This is a genomic window from Shewanella sp. MBTL60-007, from assembly GCF_019654915.1.
GTDB lineage: Bacteria > Pseudomonadota > Gammaproteobacteria > Enterobacterales > Shewanellaceae > Shewanella.
Window position 1 is genome coordinate 16258 of record NZ_BPET01000003.1, and the last position, 16484, is coordinate 32741.

The window sequence follows — 16484 nt, forward strand, 5'->3', positions numbered from 1 at the left end:
TTATTTCAGCTTTAATCATTATATCGGCTCATTCACCTCAATAATAAAATAGGCCAGCGACCATGAAATATCTATTACCTTCAATTTTTGTGCTTATGCTCGGTGGCTGTGCGGGTGAATACACCTTTAACAGTAATCTAGATAGCGACGCCATCAATGACTACTTTAAAGCATCGGATGTCACTGTCTATGAAGGCACACTACAACCGACAGGGCCTTTTGAAATTAAAGGATTAGTCGAGGGCGAAACCTGTCAAATATCAGAAAATGACGCGCCAGCCTCTATCAGTGAAGCCCGCACTCTTGCTCGCCGCGCTGCCGCCGATAAGCAAGCCAACGGATTAGTGATCAAGAACTGTTTATTGATTGAAGAAGCTAGCCAAAACTGCGTCACTCGCGCCCTTTGTGTTGGACAAGCGATTGTCACCACCAGTCGCGAATAGCAATCACCATTATTTCTTATAAGTAGCCTTAATGTCTTTTAATAGTCAAATTCAAGCCGTAGCCTATTGCCGCACCCCCTATAAACAGAAGTTTGGGATCCCTAGACAACCTGGACTAGTGAGCGCCGCGCGCGGCTTTGTCGAGTTAGCTCCACCGTTTAACCAGATCGATGCCGTTAGAGGCTTAGAGCAATACTCACATTTATGGCTGCTATTTTGCTTCCATGAAAACTTAGCCGCTGGTTGGAAAACCACTGTGCGCCCACCAAGGCTCGGCGGTAATGAGAAGTTAGGAGTATTTGCCACACGTTCCACCTTCAGACCAAATGGTATTGGTCAGTCAGTGGTTAAGCTGCACGCGGTGCATAGCCACAACGGTAAGGTCAGTCTCGAGATCTCTGGGATGGATCTACTCGATGGCACACCGATTATCGACATTAAGCCCTATATCCCCTTCTCTGACTCAATTACAGACGCCAAAGGTGGTATCGCTCAAGAAGCGCCAGTATTGGCCGATGTGTCTTTTTCCGAAAAGGCTCAGCAACAGGTGGAACAGTATCAGCAAAATCCAGCTTATCCGCATTTAGCTGAATTAATTGAAGGGGTATTAGCCCAAGATCCGCGCCCAGCCTATAAGAAGGCTAAGACCGATCCTAAGCTGTATCAAGTCGCGCTCTATGACTTAGATATCTTATGGGTGATCACCGATGCGGGGATCCAAGTAACCGAGCTTAGAGCCTCTCACCTAAGCAAGACTGAACAACCAGATAGACAAGGCTAAAACGCCAAATGACGCTCCCACCAACACAAACGAAGCCTGATTATCAAACTCAGCATAAAAAACGTCTGTCCTATATGCCATGGCTCTATTTCTCATTAAAAGAGAAACACCTGTTATGGGCTAGACCTTGGCAGGAGCAAGTACAAGCCCATTTTTGTGCGGTTGAAACCGTCTCTATTGGCGATAACTGCTTCGTAGCGCCGGAAGCAAACCTATTTGCCGAGCCGGGGCGTGATATCACCATAGGTAATCAGTGCATGATTGGCGCCGACAGCTTCTTGCACGGTCCTATTACACTCGGCAATGAAGTGGCGATTAATCACGGCTGTTCTCTTGATGGTGGCCGTCACGGGATCCGGATCGGCAATCAGACCCGCATCGCGAATAACGTCACCATTTACGCCTTTAATCATGGTATGGCGCCCGACATGCCTATCTACCAACAAGCCTCAAACTCCAAAGGCATCGTAATCGGTGAAGATGTATGGATCGGAGCTCAGGCAGGTATCGTCGATGGTGTCACCATAGGCAATCATGCCGTGGTAGGGATGGGAGCAGTGGTCACTAAAGATGTTGCCGACTACGCCATTGTGGCTGGAAACCCTGCACGCGTTATAGGTGATCGACGCGATAAGCTCTAATAGCTTTAGCCTCCCTTTTTACCGCTGTAAATTACCGCTCTTGTAGCGGTATTTTTTATCCCGTGCCCAACTTAATCCCCCTGTTATAAAGATTATTCCTCAACGACTCAAGATGTTTACTCCCTGTTTAACCACCAAATTTGAGCTGGGTTATTTAACCGCCTATATTTAAGGAGTGGCTACTAGCTAAATAGGGAAGCGTTATGAGAACTCGCCAGATCCTCTGTCCAACCGACTTTTCAGAAACGGCATCACATGCCATGAGTTATGCCTTCGAGATGGCCAATTTTTATAATGTGGGCGTGCGTCTATTACATGTGGTCGATAAGCCTTTTGGTGATAGGAATACTCGAGTGCTGTCGATGACTCCTGAAGAATTAGCCGCCAGAATGGAAAAGCCCGCTGCAGAGAAGATGCAACAACTCATCGCCACTCTTGGGCAAAAACTCGAGGTTGAAGGCATTATTCGTCATGGACATGCCGCCGAGCAGATCTTAGCGACCGCCAAAAATATGAAAGCGGGCATGATTGTGATGGCAAGCCATGGACGAACCGGGTTAGATCACCTGTTACATGCGAACATTGCTGAGAAAGTTGCCAATAAGGCGACCTGCCCAGTCTTGGTGGTAAAGTAACTGCTAGGTAAAAATTAACCGCACACACTGACAAATTGCTTGGTTTTATTGATAGGGAGGGGTTATGCGTACTCGCGATATCTTGTGTCCGATAGACTTTTCTGAGACATCGACTCATGCCTTAGGCTATGCCGTGGAAATGGCAAGCTTATACGGTGTCAATATCAGGTTATTAAATGTAGTCACTCTGCCTTATGTCGGGCCCGATTATGGCATTGTCATAGACAATCCTGCGGGACTGCTCAATGACTTCGAAACCATTGCCAACGATAAAATGAAGGCGATTGTTGCTGAGGTTAGAGAACAGATGCCCAAGGGGTTAATGGTCCATACCAACGTACGAACGGGTAGCGTACTGGATCAAATTTTAGAAGAAGCCGATGAACTGAATGTAGGGATGATTGTAATCGCAAGCCAAGGCCTTACAGGCTTGTCTCATATGCTAACTCCTAACATCGCCGAATCGGTTGCTAATCAGGCTAAGTGCCCTGTGCTAGTCGTTAAGTAAAATGAGATAAGTGAGATAAGTGATGACAAGCTAATCCTGTGATTGAGCCGCTTATTGTGACTGAGCACCAACAGAGGCGATTTACGCCTAACCAGCCCTAAGTTGTGATGCTCTGCATACCGAAATAATCGCTGTGATAAGCGGCTCGCTGAGCCGACCACTGGTATATGCTAAGCCAATTTTCTTTATCAGCTCAATCCCCTCTATAGGTCGCAATACCAAGCCATCACTATGCTTTATCTCCTCCCAATCAGGTAGTAAGGCTAAGCCAACTCCGGCGCTCACCAGTGGCCAAGCATACTCTATGGTTCGGATATTGGCCCGGCTTTGAAACTGCACGCCTTTGCCAGCCATCGCCTGCTTTAACTTCTCTAGTGCATCACAGGGCGTGCGATTAATAAAAGCGATGCCATCAAGATCGCTAAGCGTGATAACGGGTTTAGTGGAAAGCGGCCAACTCTTTGGTATCGCCAATTGGTATTTGTCTTGCCAGATTGGTAGAAACTCCTCACCGCTATTAACCGACTGAGATAGCACCACCCTAGCATCGCAGGCTTCATCGGGATCCACCAGAGTCAGCTCTAAATTATCAATACGCTTCGATAAGTCGTTAAGCAAAGAACTCATGCGCTCGGCACCTAAGGATCGCATCAGCCCAAGCTTCAATGGGATCGGAATCGGTCCATCGCTAAACAGATGCAAAATAGCTTGCTCATTGTCACTCATCTCACGCGCCAAGGGATAGAGTTTATCGGCGGCAGAGGTGGGGCTTACCCCACCAGCATGACGGATAAATAGCTCGATATCGAGTAACTGCTCCAACTGTGAAATCGCGGCAGTGATTGAGGGCTGAGACACAAAACAGGCCTTTGCCGCAGCCGTGATACTGCCCAGCTCATAGACTGATTTAAAGTATTTCAATGATCTGAGTTTCATTAAACATCCTATTCAATCGCCGCTAAACTTTTCCTTGCTTTTAAAGAAGGAACTAGATCCTAGGGCGCTTCGCTGCGAGGGCGGGCTGCGCCCTGCTAGGAAAATCAAAAACTAGACGGGCTAAAGCCCGACCTACAACAATCACCACTAATCTATTTTACTTTACGCCTAAGCCTTACCGTCTCAGCTTTCCTTTTAAAGAAGGTACTAGATCCTAGGACGCTTCGCTGCGAGGGCGGGCTGCGCCCTGCTAGGAAAAGCAAAAGCCTGACGGGCTAAAGCCCGACCTACAACAGCCACTGCTTTCCTGCTTTTCCCGTCTTTTCTTTCCCTGCTTTCCCTAGTACCTGTTTTTCCTAGTACCTAGGGCCTTTATTAGCTTTTCCTGCTTTTCCTAGTACCTGCTTTTCCTAGTACCTAGGGCCTTTATTAGCTTTTCCAGTCTACGCACACTTAACTATGACCTCAACATCTAGCTATAGCCTTTTCCTATACCCCACATAAAAAGATAGTATTTTTGCTATACCCACAAAATCTATATGGTTAACAAGATGAGTCAAATTTTGACCGATTTCGACACTTTAGAATAGATAGGACAATAATAATGAGCACTCAATCCCCTACCGAGCAGGTTTTGGTAACTTCATCCTCTGTACTCTCAGCAACTTCTGCAACTTCTGCACCTTCTGCACCTTCTGCACCAGCAAAGCATCTGGTTGTTAACCGTGACGCTCGCGACCGCACCATGGCACGTTACGGCTATAGCGATGAAACGACTAAGATTATTGATAGTGAAAATCTACTGCCAACTGGACTACTGAGCCGCTTGCACGCATCCTATCCACAGCACTCAGGTCTACTAGAGTGCCGTGAATTTCTGTTTACCGATAAAGAACACTACTCCGGTCTATCGGGCTTTCGTGAGGTGTGCGCCATCCTTAACAAGAATGGCATAGACATCGGCCATATCGATGAACGTGAATTTTTCGTTGAAGTCTATCGCTTCCTCGCCACCCGCCACTCATTAAACAGCATTAACTGGGACGATTACCCAACAGACTCTGTATTTCAGTTGGTTTTCCCACAACTAGGAATGATCAATCCACAGACCACCCAAGCCTATATCGATGCCAAGGATGCTAAGGCGCGCACCCAAGTCGCCATTGAGTATATGGAGAAGACTAATCCCCATGACGGAAATCAACAACTCAATAAGCCTTGGTTTGTGAACGATGAGGGCGTACTAGAGTTTCTCGACGGCAGTCAGCACAAGTACCCTCAATGCCAGCTAGTCTTCGATAAGACCACCCAAAACTGCTTCTCTTTTTGCACCTACTGTTTCCGTCATGCTCAAGTGCGCGGCGATGAAGATATGTTTATTCAAAAAGATATCGCCCAGCTGCATGAGTACTTAAGACGTCATAAAGAGGTGACCGATATTCTAATCACTGGCGGCGATGGTGGTTACATGCCTATGAGTCGCTTAAAGCAATATGTGATGCCACTGATTGAAGACCCATCGCTACTACATGTAAAAAATGTGCGCTTAGCGACCCGAGCACTGACTTTCCAACCGGAGATCGTACTCACCGAGAAATACGAGCCGATGCTTGAGCTATTCGATACCATGCGTGATAACGGCGTTCAGCTTGCGTTGATGGCCCACTTCTCGACCCCGAGAGAGCTACTTAACCCAAGCACGCTGGCGGCGATCCGTCGCCTTCAAAATCATGGAGTGAATATTCGCAGCCAAAGCCCAATGATGAACCATATTAGCTTGTTTATGGATGACAAAGGTGACGTTGACGTGGAGCGCTCATCACAAAGCTGGATCGATCTTTCCAATATTCTTGGCATGCTCTGTATAGGTTTCCACTCTATGTACTGTGCCCGCCCCACAGGCGAACATCACTACTACACCGCCCCACTGGCGGATATGAGCAAGATTTTCAATCGGATCTATCGCTCATTGGCGTCGATTAACCGTCCATCTCGTCATATCTCGATGACAATTTCAGCGGGTAAGCTGGCTATCTTAGGCACTGCTATCGTTAATGGTGAGAAATGCTTTGCACTGCAATTTACCGAGGCGAGAAACATGGAGTGGATGGATCGGGTTATCTTGGCTAAATATGATGAGAAAGAGAACAAGATCGATTGTCTAACCCCTTATGACACAGACAAATTCTTCTTCGAAGATGAGCTGAAAGAGATCGAGACTCAGCTTGCCGATGCACTACAGCAAAGACTCGTAGGAGCAGAAGATGATCAATAAACTGATGGCAACGCCAGCCCAGACAGTCGCCGATATCTTCGATGGCGCCACCGTGATGATTGGTGGGTTTGGCGAGTCCGGTAGCCCAATTGAGCTTATCCATGCCCTAATCGATCATGGCGCTAAAAATCTGACCGTTATCAATAACAACACTGGCAGCGGCCATGTTGGTTTAGCGGCGCTGATTGAAAACGGTCAAGTGGGCAAGATGATCTGCTCATTTCCCCGTACGGCCAACTCGACGGTATTTCCAGATCTCTACCGCGCGGGCAAGATTGAGCTTGAACTGGTACCTCAGGGCACACTTGCCGAGCGCATTCGAGCAGGCGGCGCTGGCATTCCAGCTTTTTACACCGCTACCTCGGTAGGAACGCCGCTAGCCGATGGCAAGAAGCATGAAGTATTCGATGGCCGCGAGTATGTGCAGGAGCTTGGGCTTAAGGCCGACTTTGCTCTTATCAAATCGCTGCAAGCGGATCGTCTAGGTAATCTGCGCTACAACAAGACCGCACGCAACTTCGCCCCCATTATGGCGATGGCCGCCAACTGCACCATAGTGCAATCACAAGAGTATCTAGAGGCTGGCGCTATCGATCCCGAAATCGTGGTGACACCGGGCATTTTTGTCGATCGTATCGTCACAGTGAAGCAACCAGCCCAAGAGTCAAAGCTTGTCGCCGCAGGAGTAAGCTACCCATGAACAGCCCAGTAACTAATAGCAAACGTGAGCAAAAACAAACAATAGGCTGGAGCCGCGAGCAGATGGCGCAAAAAGCGGCGCAGGATATTCCCGATGGAGCCTATGTCAACTTAGGCATTGGGATCCCCGAAAAAGTTGCCCGTTATGTGCCAAAAGGCCGTGAGGTGATCTACCACACCGAAAATGGCCTACTGGGTATGGGGCCAACGCCGAATGACGATGATATTGACTTTGAGCTGATCAATGCGGGTAAGAAGCCAGTGTCGGCAATTGCTGGTGCGGCTTACTTTCACCACGCCGACAGCTTCGCCATGATCCGCGGTAAGCATATCGATATCTGCGTATTAGGTGCCATGCAGGTGTCGCAAAAAGGCGACCTTGCCAACTGGTCGACGGGTGCGGCCGATGCCATTCCTGCCGTGGGCGGCGCAATGGATCTGGTTGCAGGTGTGAAGACCATCTTTGTGATCACTCAGCACACCACTAAACAGGGTGATGCCAAACTTTTAGCAAACTGCAGCTATCCTCTGACGGGGCAAGGCGTTGTAAGCCGCATCTATACCGACCTTGCGGTGATAAAGGTAACAGAACGGGGCTTTGAGCTTGTCGAGCTGGCACCGGGTGTCGATTTCGATTATGTGCAGCAACGCACCGCCTGTGAGCTAATTCGCCCTTAAGCCGTTACTAGCTAACGGTTTAAGCAGAAAAGTCTAAAAGTGCTGAAATGGAATTAAGATGATGTCAGCTTTTAAACAAGAAAATGATGAAAACAACAGCCCCAGTGAGACTGGGGCTGACCGCAGTGCCCTGCTCTACCAAAAGGCCTTAAGCCTTATGCCCGGTGGTTGTAGCCGAAATACCGTGCTGCGCAGGCCAAATCCACTCTATGCACAGTCGGCTGCTGGATGTTTCGTAACCGATATCGAGGGCACACGACGGGTCGATTTTGCCAACAATATGGCAGCGTTGATCCATGGTCACGCCCATCCAGAGATAGTGACTCAGGTAACCGAGCAACTACAAAAAGGCAGTGCGTTCACTCTGGCAACCGAAGCCGAGATCGACTATGCCGAGCATCTGTGTAGCCGTAACACTGGCTTTGACAAAATTCGTTTCGTCAACTCAGGTACAGAGGCGGTAATGAGCTGTCTCAAGGCATCGCGCGCCTATACGGGGCGCGCCAAGATAGCCAAGGTCGAAGGCGCCTACCATGGACTCTATGACTATGCTGAAGTGAGCCAGACCGCATCACCAAGCAACTGGGGAGAGGTATCGAAGCCCAATAGCGTGCCTGTTGCCTTTGGTACGCCCCAAGCGGCACTCGATGATGTAGTTGTGATCCCCTTTAATGATCCCCCCCGCGCCATAGCCATCTTAAATAAACATAAAGATGAGCTTGCCTGTGTGTTGGTAGACCTGCTGCCTCACCGAGTAGGACTGATCCCCGCATCGACAGAGTTTGTTATTGCGCTTAGAGAATGGACCGAAAACAACGGCGCTTTACTGGTGTTTGATGAGGTGATCACCTTCCGTAATGGTTATGGTGGCGCCCAAGATAACTATCCTGTCACGCCGGATCTCACCGCCATGGGCAAGATGATTGGCGGCGGCTTTCCCGTCGGTGCCCTAGCTGGGAACAGCGAGGTAATGGATGTGATGAATCCCTTAAACGATAAGGTGCTGTTTCCTCATTCAGGTACCTTCTCTGCCAACCCCGTTACCATGGTGGCAGGCCTAAGTGCCATGAAGTTATTTGACCGTGAGGCCGTATTTAGACTCAACGCGCAAGGTGATAGGCTCAGAGCCAAGATCAGTGATGTGATAGCGCAGGCCGATGTGCCAGCGTGTGTCACAGGCACAGGCTCTATGTTCCGCATCCATATGAAAGCAACGCCGCCCACGAACTACCGCGATGCCTATGCATCGCCTCAAGAGGCGAAGCTAATGACGGCGCTAGTAGATCATCTTTTTGATAACGGCTTTATGATGATTAACACCTGCTCTGGCACCCTATCGACGGTAATGACAGACAGAGAATTAAGCCATTTTGCCGAAGTCTTACTTGCAGGCCTTAACAGGCTAAAGCCGCAGTTCGATGCCCTTAAACCTTCAACGACAATAACCGAATAGGAACGACTATGAGCTTAGATAGCTTAAAAGATGTCTCTTACTTAAAAGATGTCTATATATGCGATGCAATCAGAACTCCAATCGGGCGTTATGGTGGTGGGCTATCATCGGTGCGCTGTGATGATCTTGCCGCCCTGCCAATAAAGGCCTTGATTGCGCGCAATCCTGATGTCGATTGGCAACAATGCGACGACCTGCTGCTTGGTTGTGCCAACCAATCTGGCGAAGATAACCGTAACATTGCACGCATGGCCGGGTTGCTTGCAGGCCTTCCCATTGAAGTACCTGGCTGTACCGTAAATCGCCTATGTGGCTCAGGGCTTAACGCCCTTGGGGACGCCGCCCGCGCGATCCGTACTGGCGAGGCCGACTTGATGATTGCCGGTGGGGTCGAGAGCATGTCTCGCGCCCCATTTGTAATGCCAAAGGCGACAACCCCCTTTGCACGTTCAACCGAGTTTTACGATACCACCATGGGCTGGCGCTTTATCAACCCTGAGTTTGATAGGCAATATGGCACCGAGGCGATGCCGCAAACGGCGGAAAACTTAGCCCAAGACTTTACCATCTCCCGCGAGGCGCAGGACCGCTTTGCGTTATGGAGTCAGCAAAAGGCGGCCAGCGCCCAAGAAGCAGGTTTTTTCGATAATGAAATCGTACCAGTCACGATCCCTGTGCGTCGCGGTGAGCCAACTGTCTTTAGCAAAGATGAACACCCACGCTTGAGCAGCTTAGAGAAACTCAGTAGCTTAAAGCCACTATTTGAAAAAGGCAGCATTACCGCCGGCAATGCTTCTGGCATCAACGATGGTGCGGCGGCGCTGCTGTTGGCCTCGGCCAAAGGTGTAGCGCAACATAAGCTTAAACCTAGAGCTAAGATCTTGGGTATGGCTGTTGCTGGCGTGCCCCCTCGCATTATGGGGCTTGGACCTGTACCTGCCACCAACAAGTTACTTAAGCAATTGAATCTCTCTTTGAACGATATGGATATTTTAGAATTCAATGAGGCCTTTGCAGCGCAGGCGCTAACCTGCACCCGAGAACTAGGGTTGAAAGATGACGATTCTAGGATTAACCCACAGGGCGGCGCCATCGCACTAGGGCATCCACTGGGAATGAGTGGGGCAAGGCTTGCAACTACTGCGGTCAATCAGCTAGAACGCACCCAAGGGCGTTATGCCCTGTGCACCATGTGTGTTGGCGTTGGCCAAGGTATTGCCATGGTCATAGAAAGAGTCAGTTAAAACGCTGAACCCTGCCCAGTTAATACGCTTGTGCTTGGATAGGCCGAGCCTTCGGTCTGTGCCTCCGAAGGCGTTGAGGCGTGTCTATGCAGCCACAGCCATCGGTCCGTTTTCTTTAACACCACGCTCCAACGAATAGGCACCTCTATTTGCCCCTGCTGCGTATCGAGGTGAATAATCAAGCTCTGTGCTATCAGAGCTTGGTCGTTAAAGATAACAACATCAGACCAGAGCCACTCAAATTTTGTCACTGTCGCTTCGGCAAAATTCCTTAGAAATAGTTGCCTAACTTCATCTTCACCTGCGCATAGCTCATCTTTCCCCGTGCCAATCACAGAGATCTGCCCACTTGAGTCAAAGACCTGCATCAAGGCATCAATATCTTTAGCACAGTAAGCGCGAGCATAATCATCTAACGTAGTAACAACTTCATCTATTTGAGACATACTCTCTCCTTGGTTTATAGAGAAGTGTAGTCCTACAGCCACATATTGCCGTTATGATTAATTGTGATGCGCTAAATCACCAAGTGGGTAAATTAAAGAGGCGTAAAAAACAGCAACAGGGCGATAAAGGCAATAACGACCCCAAGCAGGCTTAAACTGCGGATAACAGACGAGGAGTACTGAGTTTGTACTTCAGGAAATAGATAGAAAAAATAGGAAATTGAAGGCACGCCTAAATAAAGCCCCCCGATCCTAGAACTTGGTGGTACCTCAGCCCCCATTAGCGCCAGCCCATAGACCAAGAAAAATCCGCTAAAAAGCCACTCAGAACGGCCAAACTCTCGGTATTTAAACAACACTAAGATCAGGGGTAAAAATATCAATGCCATTATCTGAACTTAACTCAAAAAAACGCCTAGTATAGCGCGACTGCCTTCGAACGTAATCTAGCACTTAGTTCACTAAAGGGATAGCCGCTATATATGTCCAATATAAAGACACCCTTACTCAAAATTAACACAACAAAATAAGCATTAACCTTTTTAAATCAAACGCTTAAATCAAACTATTAACTCTCATTCTTAAATCTGACTGGTGACTGGCGAGATTTATCGACTTCTAGTTTAAACACATCCGGCCTCGAATAATGCCCCGCAACATCCAGCGCACGCTTAGAGCTTGCCGCCTTTTCAACATCAATATCTAAGAGTAGATAACCTTTCTCTTTAGATAAGGGACCAGCCATAATTTCACCACTAGGAGATACAATGACGGAATCACCGGGGTTAATCCAATCTTCATCAGCGGGATAGAGTCTATCTAGATCTGGAAAGTCTTCAGGTAAATCGGCTCGTTGCAGCGCGACTCCACAACAAAGTACCCAACATTTTCCCTCTCTGGCAATATGTTGCATAGTACCAATCCAAGCTTCGCCGCTATCATAAGTGGGGGCAATATATATCTCTATCCCCTGTGAATACAGGGAGTATCTCGCCAGAGGCATATAATTCTCCCAACATATTAAGCTGCCAACTTTCCCAACCGGAGTCGCAACCACATTTAAACCATGGCCGTCACCAAATCCCCAAACCATACGCTCAGGGTTAGTCGGCATGAGTTTACGGTGATGGTTGACTATTTTCCCTTGGGTATCAATGGTAATGGCAGTGTTATAGATGGTTGATTGGCTATTGCCATTATCGCGCTCGTTTAAGCCGCAAACTAAGGTCACCCTCCTCTCTTTTGCCACCTCAAGCAACGGTTTGATATCGTCCGAGGACAAATCTACCGAGTTTTGCAGCAAACGTGTGTGTAAGGCTTCACAAACTCCCCAGTCTGCTCCTGGTCTTAATCGCCAAATCCACGCAGGATACCCGGGAATAAATGCCTCGGGAAAAACGATAAGTTCAGCCCCCTTCTCCGATACCGAATGAATAATTTCGACAGCTTTGCGGATGGTTGCCTTTTTATCGAGCACACAAGGCGATTCTTGAATAATAGCGACTTTTTTCATAACTTAGTCCCTTTCGATAGACTATTGAGTTCACATCGTTCAAGCTGCTAGAGGATAGGCTCAAGAAAATATAAACTCTTACTCAAATGGCTTAATCAAGTTTAGCTCAATCGTGACCGATGGCATTGCCACCACTTCGGGCTAAAACTTAGCTATGCAGTCCTAGATAAGAAATCCCCCCTCTCTACCACTTACTCAACTGTTTTGCTTAATTTTTAATAGCTTAATAGCTGGATGTTGCATCCGATTACACTAGTAGGCTAGACCTAGCCAATAAATTCCACCAAATCACAAAATCCATAGGTGACAGAAAGCCTACAAGTGATAAAATAGCGCCCATTCAACTCAAATTTGGACACCGGTAATGCGCGTAAGCAAGTACCTGCTATCAACTCAAAAAGAAACTCCTGCCAATGCAGAGGTCGTTAGTCATCAGTTAATGTTACGTGCGGGTATGATCCGTCGTAACGCATCAGGCTTATACAGCTGGTTGCCGACAGGTTTACGTGTACTGCGTAAAATCGAAGCTATTGTTCGTGAAGAGATGAACAAAGCAGGCGGCGTTGAGATCCTTATGCCTATGGTTCAACCTGCGGATCTTTGGGTTGAAACGGGTCGTTTTGACAAGTTTGGTCCTGAACTGCTTCGTTTCCAAGATCGTCACAACCGTGACTTCGTTCTTGGCCCAACTCACGAAGAAGTGATCACCGACATCGTGCGTAAAGAGATCAACTCTTATAAGCAGTTGCCGCTTAACCTATACCAGATTCAAACTAAGTTCCGTGACGAAGTTCGTCCACGTTTTGGTGTCATGCGCTCACGTGAATTCTTGATGAAAGATGCTTACTCTTTCCATTTAGATCAAGAAACCATGGACGAGACCTATGAGGCGATGTTCCAAGCTTATAGCAACATCTTAACTCGTTTAGGCCTAGCCTTCCGCCCAGTAATGGCAGATACAGGCTCTATCGGTGGCAGCATGTCACACGAGTTCCACGTACTAGCTAACAGTGGTGAAGACTTAATCGCTTACTCAACGGAAAGTGATTACGCAGCGAACATTGAAAAATGTGAAGCGCCAATGCCGACTGAAACTCGTCAAGCAGCAACAAGCGAAATGACCCTTGTCGACACACCAAACGCTAAGACCATTGCAGAGCTTGTTGAGCAGCATGGTATAGCGATTGAGAAGACTGTTAAAACGCTTATCGTTAAAGGTGCAACGGAAGAGGCACCACTTGTGGCTATCGTTATCCGTGGTGACCATGAGCTAAACGAAGTGAAAGCTGAGAAGTTAGATGCGGTATTAGCCCCATTTGAATTCGCAACTGACGCAGAAATTCGTGACGCAGTCGGTGCGGGCGCAGGCTCAATCGGTCCTGTAGGCCTAAATATGCCAGTATTTGTTGATCACAGCGTTAGCATCATGAGCGACTTCGGTGCGGGTGCAAACCAAGATGGCAAACACTACTTTGGTATCAACTGGGAGCGCGACCTTCCAGAAGCAGCAGCATTCGATCTACGTAACATCATCGAAGGCGAGCCTAGCCCATGTGGTAAAGGAACTATCGCACTACTTCGTGGTATCGAAGTAGGTCACATCTTCCAGTTAGGTACTAACTACTCTGAAGCGATGAATGCCAACGTACTAGACCAAAACGGCAAGTCTCAGACTCTGCTTATGGGTTGCTACGGTGTAGGTGTTAGCCGTATGGTTGCCGCTGCAATTGAGCAGAACAACGATGACCGCGGTATTATCTGGCCAGATGCGATTGCACCGTTCACCGTTGGTATTTTGCCAATGAACATGCACAAGTCGCACCGCGTTAAAGACATCGCCGAGAAGCTATATCAAGATCTAAACGATGCAGGCATCGAAGTCATGTTCGATGACCGTAAAGAGCGTCCTGGTGTGATGTTTGCCGATATGGAACTTATCGGTATTCCACACGTAGTGGTTATTGGTGATCGTAACATCGATAACGGCATGTTCGAATACAAGAACCGTCGCACGGGTGAGAAGCAAGATATCCCACTAGACGAAATCGTTGAGTTCTTAAAAGCGCAACACGCTTAATCACTAGCTCGATAGAACAATAAAAAACGCCGATGACTTCATCGGCGTTTTTTTATGGTTTTATCTTTGATCATCAATCACCAGCCCGTCATCGGGTAAGCTGCCAGCCGTAACAAACTTAACCGTTCCAGAAAGCTGTGTGATCGCTCGAATGTTCTCTTGAACCGTCTGCTCATCAAGACCGGCACTAGCATTAGTTATCTCACACATAAGGCACATACTGTCTTTATGAGCATCTTTAGAAACCACTAGCCTAACCTTGGCTATGCCTGCATGGGCTAACCTTATGCGCTCAACTTGCTCAGGATGAATAAATAACCCTTTCACCTTCGTTGTCTGATCGGCGCGTCCTAACCAACCTTTAATACGCATATTGGTTCTGCCGCAAGGGCTTTGACCTAATAGCTCTGCACTCAAATCACCAGTCGCAAAACGTATAAGTGGATAGCCCCTATCCAGCCGAGTAATAACCACCTCACCTACTTCCCCTCTGCTAACGGGCTCTAAACTGCCTGGACGGACAATCTCTAGGATTATATCTTCAGCAACAACCAAACCTTCATCGACCACACTTTCATAAGCAATCAGTCCTATGTCTGCTGTGGCATAGGCCTGCTTAACTTGAATATCAGCTTGCTCAAAAATCGCTCTTAGCTGAGCACTCAAGGCCTCGCCTGTGACTAAGGCTTTCGTTATCGAAGAGATATCCTTGCCATAATGCTGTGCCTTTTCTAGCAAGATATGCAGGAATGAAGGCGTACCGCAATAGCCGTTAGGTCTAAGATTCTCTATCATCTCTAGCTGCAGTTCCCCTTGTCCTGGGCCTGCCGGGATCACACTACAACCACAAGCCCGCGCACCTGAATCCATAATAAAGCCACCAGGTGTGAGATGATACGACAAGCAGTTTTGCACTACATCTCCAGCTCTAAAACCCGCGGCATAAAATGCTTGCCCCAGTCGCCACCAATCTTGTTTATCAAACTCAGGTTCGTAAATGGGACCTGGAGATTGAAATACTCGATCAGGTCGCTTGGCCGCAGGGACTATTCCAGCGAAAGGCATATTAATCTTTTGCAGCTCTATCAAGTCTGACTTGCGAGTGATTGGTAACGCCGCCAAAGCTGCACGATTATCAACTTTGCTTAGATCTATTCCTGCTAAGGTGTTCTGGTAATACTCACAAGATCTACGGCTGTGGCTGAGAAAATCACTCAATCCAGACATTAATGTCTGCTCTCTTAATTCGGGAGACTGCACCTCTTCGGGTTTAAAAAATAGGTTCATCAAGCCAACTCCTACTTATAACCAACGCTTACGACGCTTGTATGATTTCAGGTTTTTAAAGCTCTTGCGCTTTTCATTACCCCCACCAAGGTAAAACTCTTTCACGTCTTCATTATTGAGCAGCATCTCTTTACTGCCATCGAGGACGATTTTCCCCGACTCCATAATGTAGCCATAGTTCGCCGCTTTTAATGCGTAATTGGCGTTCTGCTCCACCAACAGCATAGTGATCCCCTGCTCGCGATTGATCTTCTCAATGATGCCAAACACCTCTTTTACCAAGAGCGGCGATAAACCCATAGAAGGTTCGTCGAGACAGATCATCTTTGGTCTAGCCATCAGCGCACGTCCTATGGCCAACATCTGCTGCTCTCCACCAGAGAGGTACCCAGCAAGGCCTATACGCTCTTTAAGTCTTGGAAAATAGTTAAACACCATCTCAATGTCTTGGTTCACTTGACCATCATTGCGGGTGTAAGCCCCTAACTTCAGATTTTCAATAACACTCATATCTTCGACAATCCGGCGCCCTTCCATCACCTGAAATAAACCAGACCGCACTACATCTTCGGCATTTTTCACGTCGATACGCTCGCCCATAAAATGAATATCACCGCGGGAGACTTCACCATTCTCGGTTTTAAGTAAACCTGATATCGCTTTTAAGGTCGTCGACTTCCCTGCACCATTTGGCCCTAAGAGCGTGACAATTTCTCCTCGTGGCACATCAATACTGACGCCACGCAAAACTTGAATCACATCGTCATAAACAACTTCAATATTATTAATGGAAAGAAGTGGGACTTCGGGTTTTAACTGCACTGCTTGTGTCATAACTACTCCAACCTATAGATGAGATTACCTAGCA

The 16484-nt window shown here is 47.8% G+C and carries 17 protein-coding genes; 11 read left to right on the forward strand and 6 right to left on the reverse strand.

Annotation, left to right across the window (positions count from 1 at the left end):
- Window positions 1–62 precede the first annotated feature (62 nt).
- The 5 genes from rcsF to K5Q92_RS01475 all read left to right on the forward strand — a co-directional run bounded on the left by rcsF (window position 63) and on the right by K5Q92_RS01475 (window position 3008).
- Window positions 63–443 (forward strand): Rcs stress response system protein RcsF, encoded by a 381-nt coding sequence (rcsF, locus tag K5Q92_RS01455; protein ID WP_220767281.1) that lies wholly within the window; start codon window positions 63–65, stop codon window positions 441–443.
- A gap of 31 nt (window positions 444–474) precedes the next feature.
- Window positions 475–1224 carry a tRNA (N6-threonylcarbamoyladenosine(37)-N6)-methyltransferase TrmO gene (gene tsaA / locus K5Q92_RS01460; RefSeq protein WP_220767282.1) on the forward strand — a complete coding sequence of 250 codons (750 nt, stop codon included), beginning with the start codon at window positions 475–477 and terminating at the stop codon, window positions 1222–1224.
- An 8-nt stretch (window positions 1225–1232) separates the two neighbouring features.
- The gene (locus tag K5Q92_RS01465) at window positions 1233–1865 is read left to right on the forward strand and encodes an acyltransferase (protein WP_220767283.1); all 633 of its coding nucleotides are present in this window, start codon (window positions 1233–1235) and stop codon (window positions 1863–1865) included.
- 203 nt (window positions 1866–2068) lie between these two features.
- Entirely contained in the window at window positions 2069–2500 is a 432-nt protein-coding gene (locus tag K5Q92_RS01470; RefSeq protein ID WP_220767284.1) for a universal stress protein, read from the forward strand.
- Window positions 2501–2564: 64 nt separating this feature from the next.
- Entirely contained in the window at window positions 2565–3008 is a 444-nt protein-coding gene (locus K5Q92_RS01475; RefSeq protein WP_220767285.1) for a universal stress protein, read from the forward strand.
- 87 nt (window positions 3009–3095) lie between these two features.
- Here K5Q92_RS01475 and K5Q92_RS01480 read toward each other — a convergent pair whose 3' ends face one another.
- Window positions 3096–3944, reverse strand: coding sequence for a LysR family transcriptional regulator (locus tag K5Q92_RS01480; RefSeq protein ID WP_220767286.1), 849 nt, complete (start codon window positions 3942–3944; stop codon window positions 3096–3098).
- 604 nt (window positions 3945–4548) lie between these two features.
- On the opposite strand from K5Q92_RS01480, the gene K5Q92_RS01485 reads away from it, so the two are divergent.
- Genes K5Q92_RS01485 through pcaF form a run of 5 tightly spaced genes read left to right on the forward strand, consistent with a single transcriptional unit; the run spans window position 4549 to window position 10293 of the window.
- Entirely contained in the window at window positions 4549–6219 is a 1671-nt protein-coding gene (locus tag K5Q92_RS01485; protein ID WP_220767287.1) for a hypothetical protein, read from the forward strand.
- Complete coding sequence (locus tag K5Q92_RS01490) at window positions 6209–6919, forward strand: 3-oxoacid CoA-transferase subunit A (protein WP_220767288.1); 711 nt, start codon at window positions 6209–6211, stop codon at window positions 6917–6919. Before K5Q92_RS01485 ends, K5Q92_RS01490 begins: the two co-directional genes overlap by 11 nt.
- Window positions 6916–7596 (forward strand): 3-oxoacid CoA-transferase subunit B, encoded by a 681-nt coding sequence (locus K5Q92_RS01495; protein ID WP_220767289.1) that lies wholly within the window; start codon window positions 6916–6918, stop codon window positions 7594–7596. Before K5Q92_RS01490 ends, K5Q92_RS01495 begins: the two co-directional genes overlap by 4 nt.
- Before the next feature lie 58 nt (window positions 7597–7654).
- Window positions 7655–9049 carry an aspartate aminotransferase family protein gene (locus tag K5Q92_RS01500; protein ID WP_220767290.1) on the forward strand — a complete coding sequence of 465 codons (1395 nt, stop codon included), beginning with the start codon at window positions 7655–7657 and terminating at the stop codon, window positions 9047–9049.
- An 8-nt stretch (window positions 9050–9057) separates the two neighbouring features.
- Window positions 9058–10293 carry a 3-oxoadipyl-CoA thiolase gene (gene pcaF, locus K5Q92_RS01505; protein WP_220767291.1) on the forward strand — a complete coding sequence of 412 codons (1236 nt, stop codon included), beginning with the start codon at window positions 9058–9060 and terminating at the stop codon, window positions 10291–10293.
- On the opposite strand, the gene K5Q92_RS01510 is transcribed toward pcaF, so the two are convergent.
- From K5Q92_RS01510 to K5Q92_RS01520, 3 genes are all read right to left on the reverse strand, one after another.
- Window positions 10290–10739, reverse strand: coding sequence for a nuclear transport factor 2 family protein (locus tag K5Q92_RS01510; protein WP_220767292.1), 450 nt, complete (start codon window positions 10737–10739; stop codon window positions 10290–10292). The genes pcaF and K5Q92_RS01510 overlap by 4 nt on opposite strands.
- Window positions 10740–10831: 92 nt before the next feature.
- Window positions 10832–11128: a hypothetical protein gene (locus tag K5Q92_RS01515; RefSeq protein WP_220767293.1), complete on the reverse strand. Its 297-nt coding sequence runs from the start codon at window positions 11126–11128 to the stop codon at window positions 10832–10834.
- A gap of 179 nt (window positions 11129–11307) precedes the next feature.
- Window positions 11308–12252, reverse strand: coding sequence for a carbon-nitrogen hydrolase family protein (locus K5Q92_RS01520; RefSeq protein WP_220767294.1), 945 nt, complete (start codon window positions 12250–12252; stop codon window positions 11308–11310).
- Window positions 12253–12616: 364 nt separating this feature from the next.
- On the opposite strand from K5Q92_RS01520, the gene K5Q92_RS01525 reads away from it, so the two are divergent.
- Entirely contained in the window at window positions 12617–14329 is a 1713-nt protein-coding gene (locus tag K5Q92_RS01525) for a proline--tRNA ligase (protein WP_220767295.1), read from the forward strand.
- A gap of 60 nt (window positions 14330–14389) precedes the next feature.
- Here the strand turns inward: K5Q92_RS01525 and K5Q92_RS01530 are convergent, their stop codons facing one another.
- Window positions 14390–15616: a phenylacetate--CoA ligase family protein gene (locus K5Q92_RS01530; RefSeq protein ID WP_220767296.1), complete on the reverse strand. Its 1227-nt coding sequence runs from the start codon at window positions 15614–15616 to the stop codon at window positions 14390–14392.
- Between the two features lie 15 nt (window positions 15617–15631).
- Window positions 15632–16450, reverse strand: coding sequence for an ABC transporter ATP-binding protein (locus K5Q92_RS01535; protein ID WP_220767297.1), 819 nt, complete (start codon window positions 16448–16450; stop codon window positions 15632–15634).
- Window positions 16451–16484 lie beyond the last annotated feature (34 nt).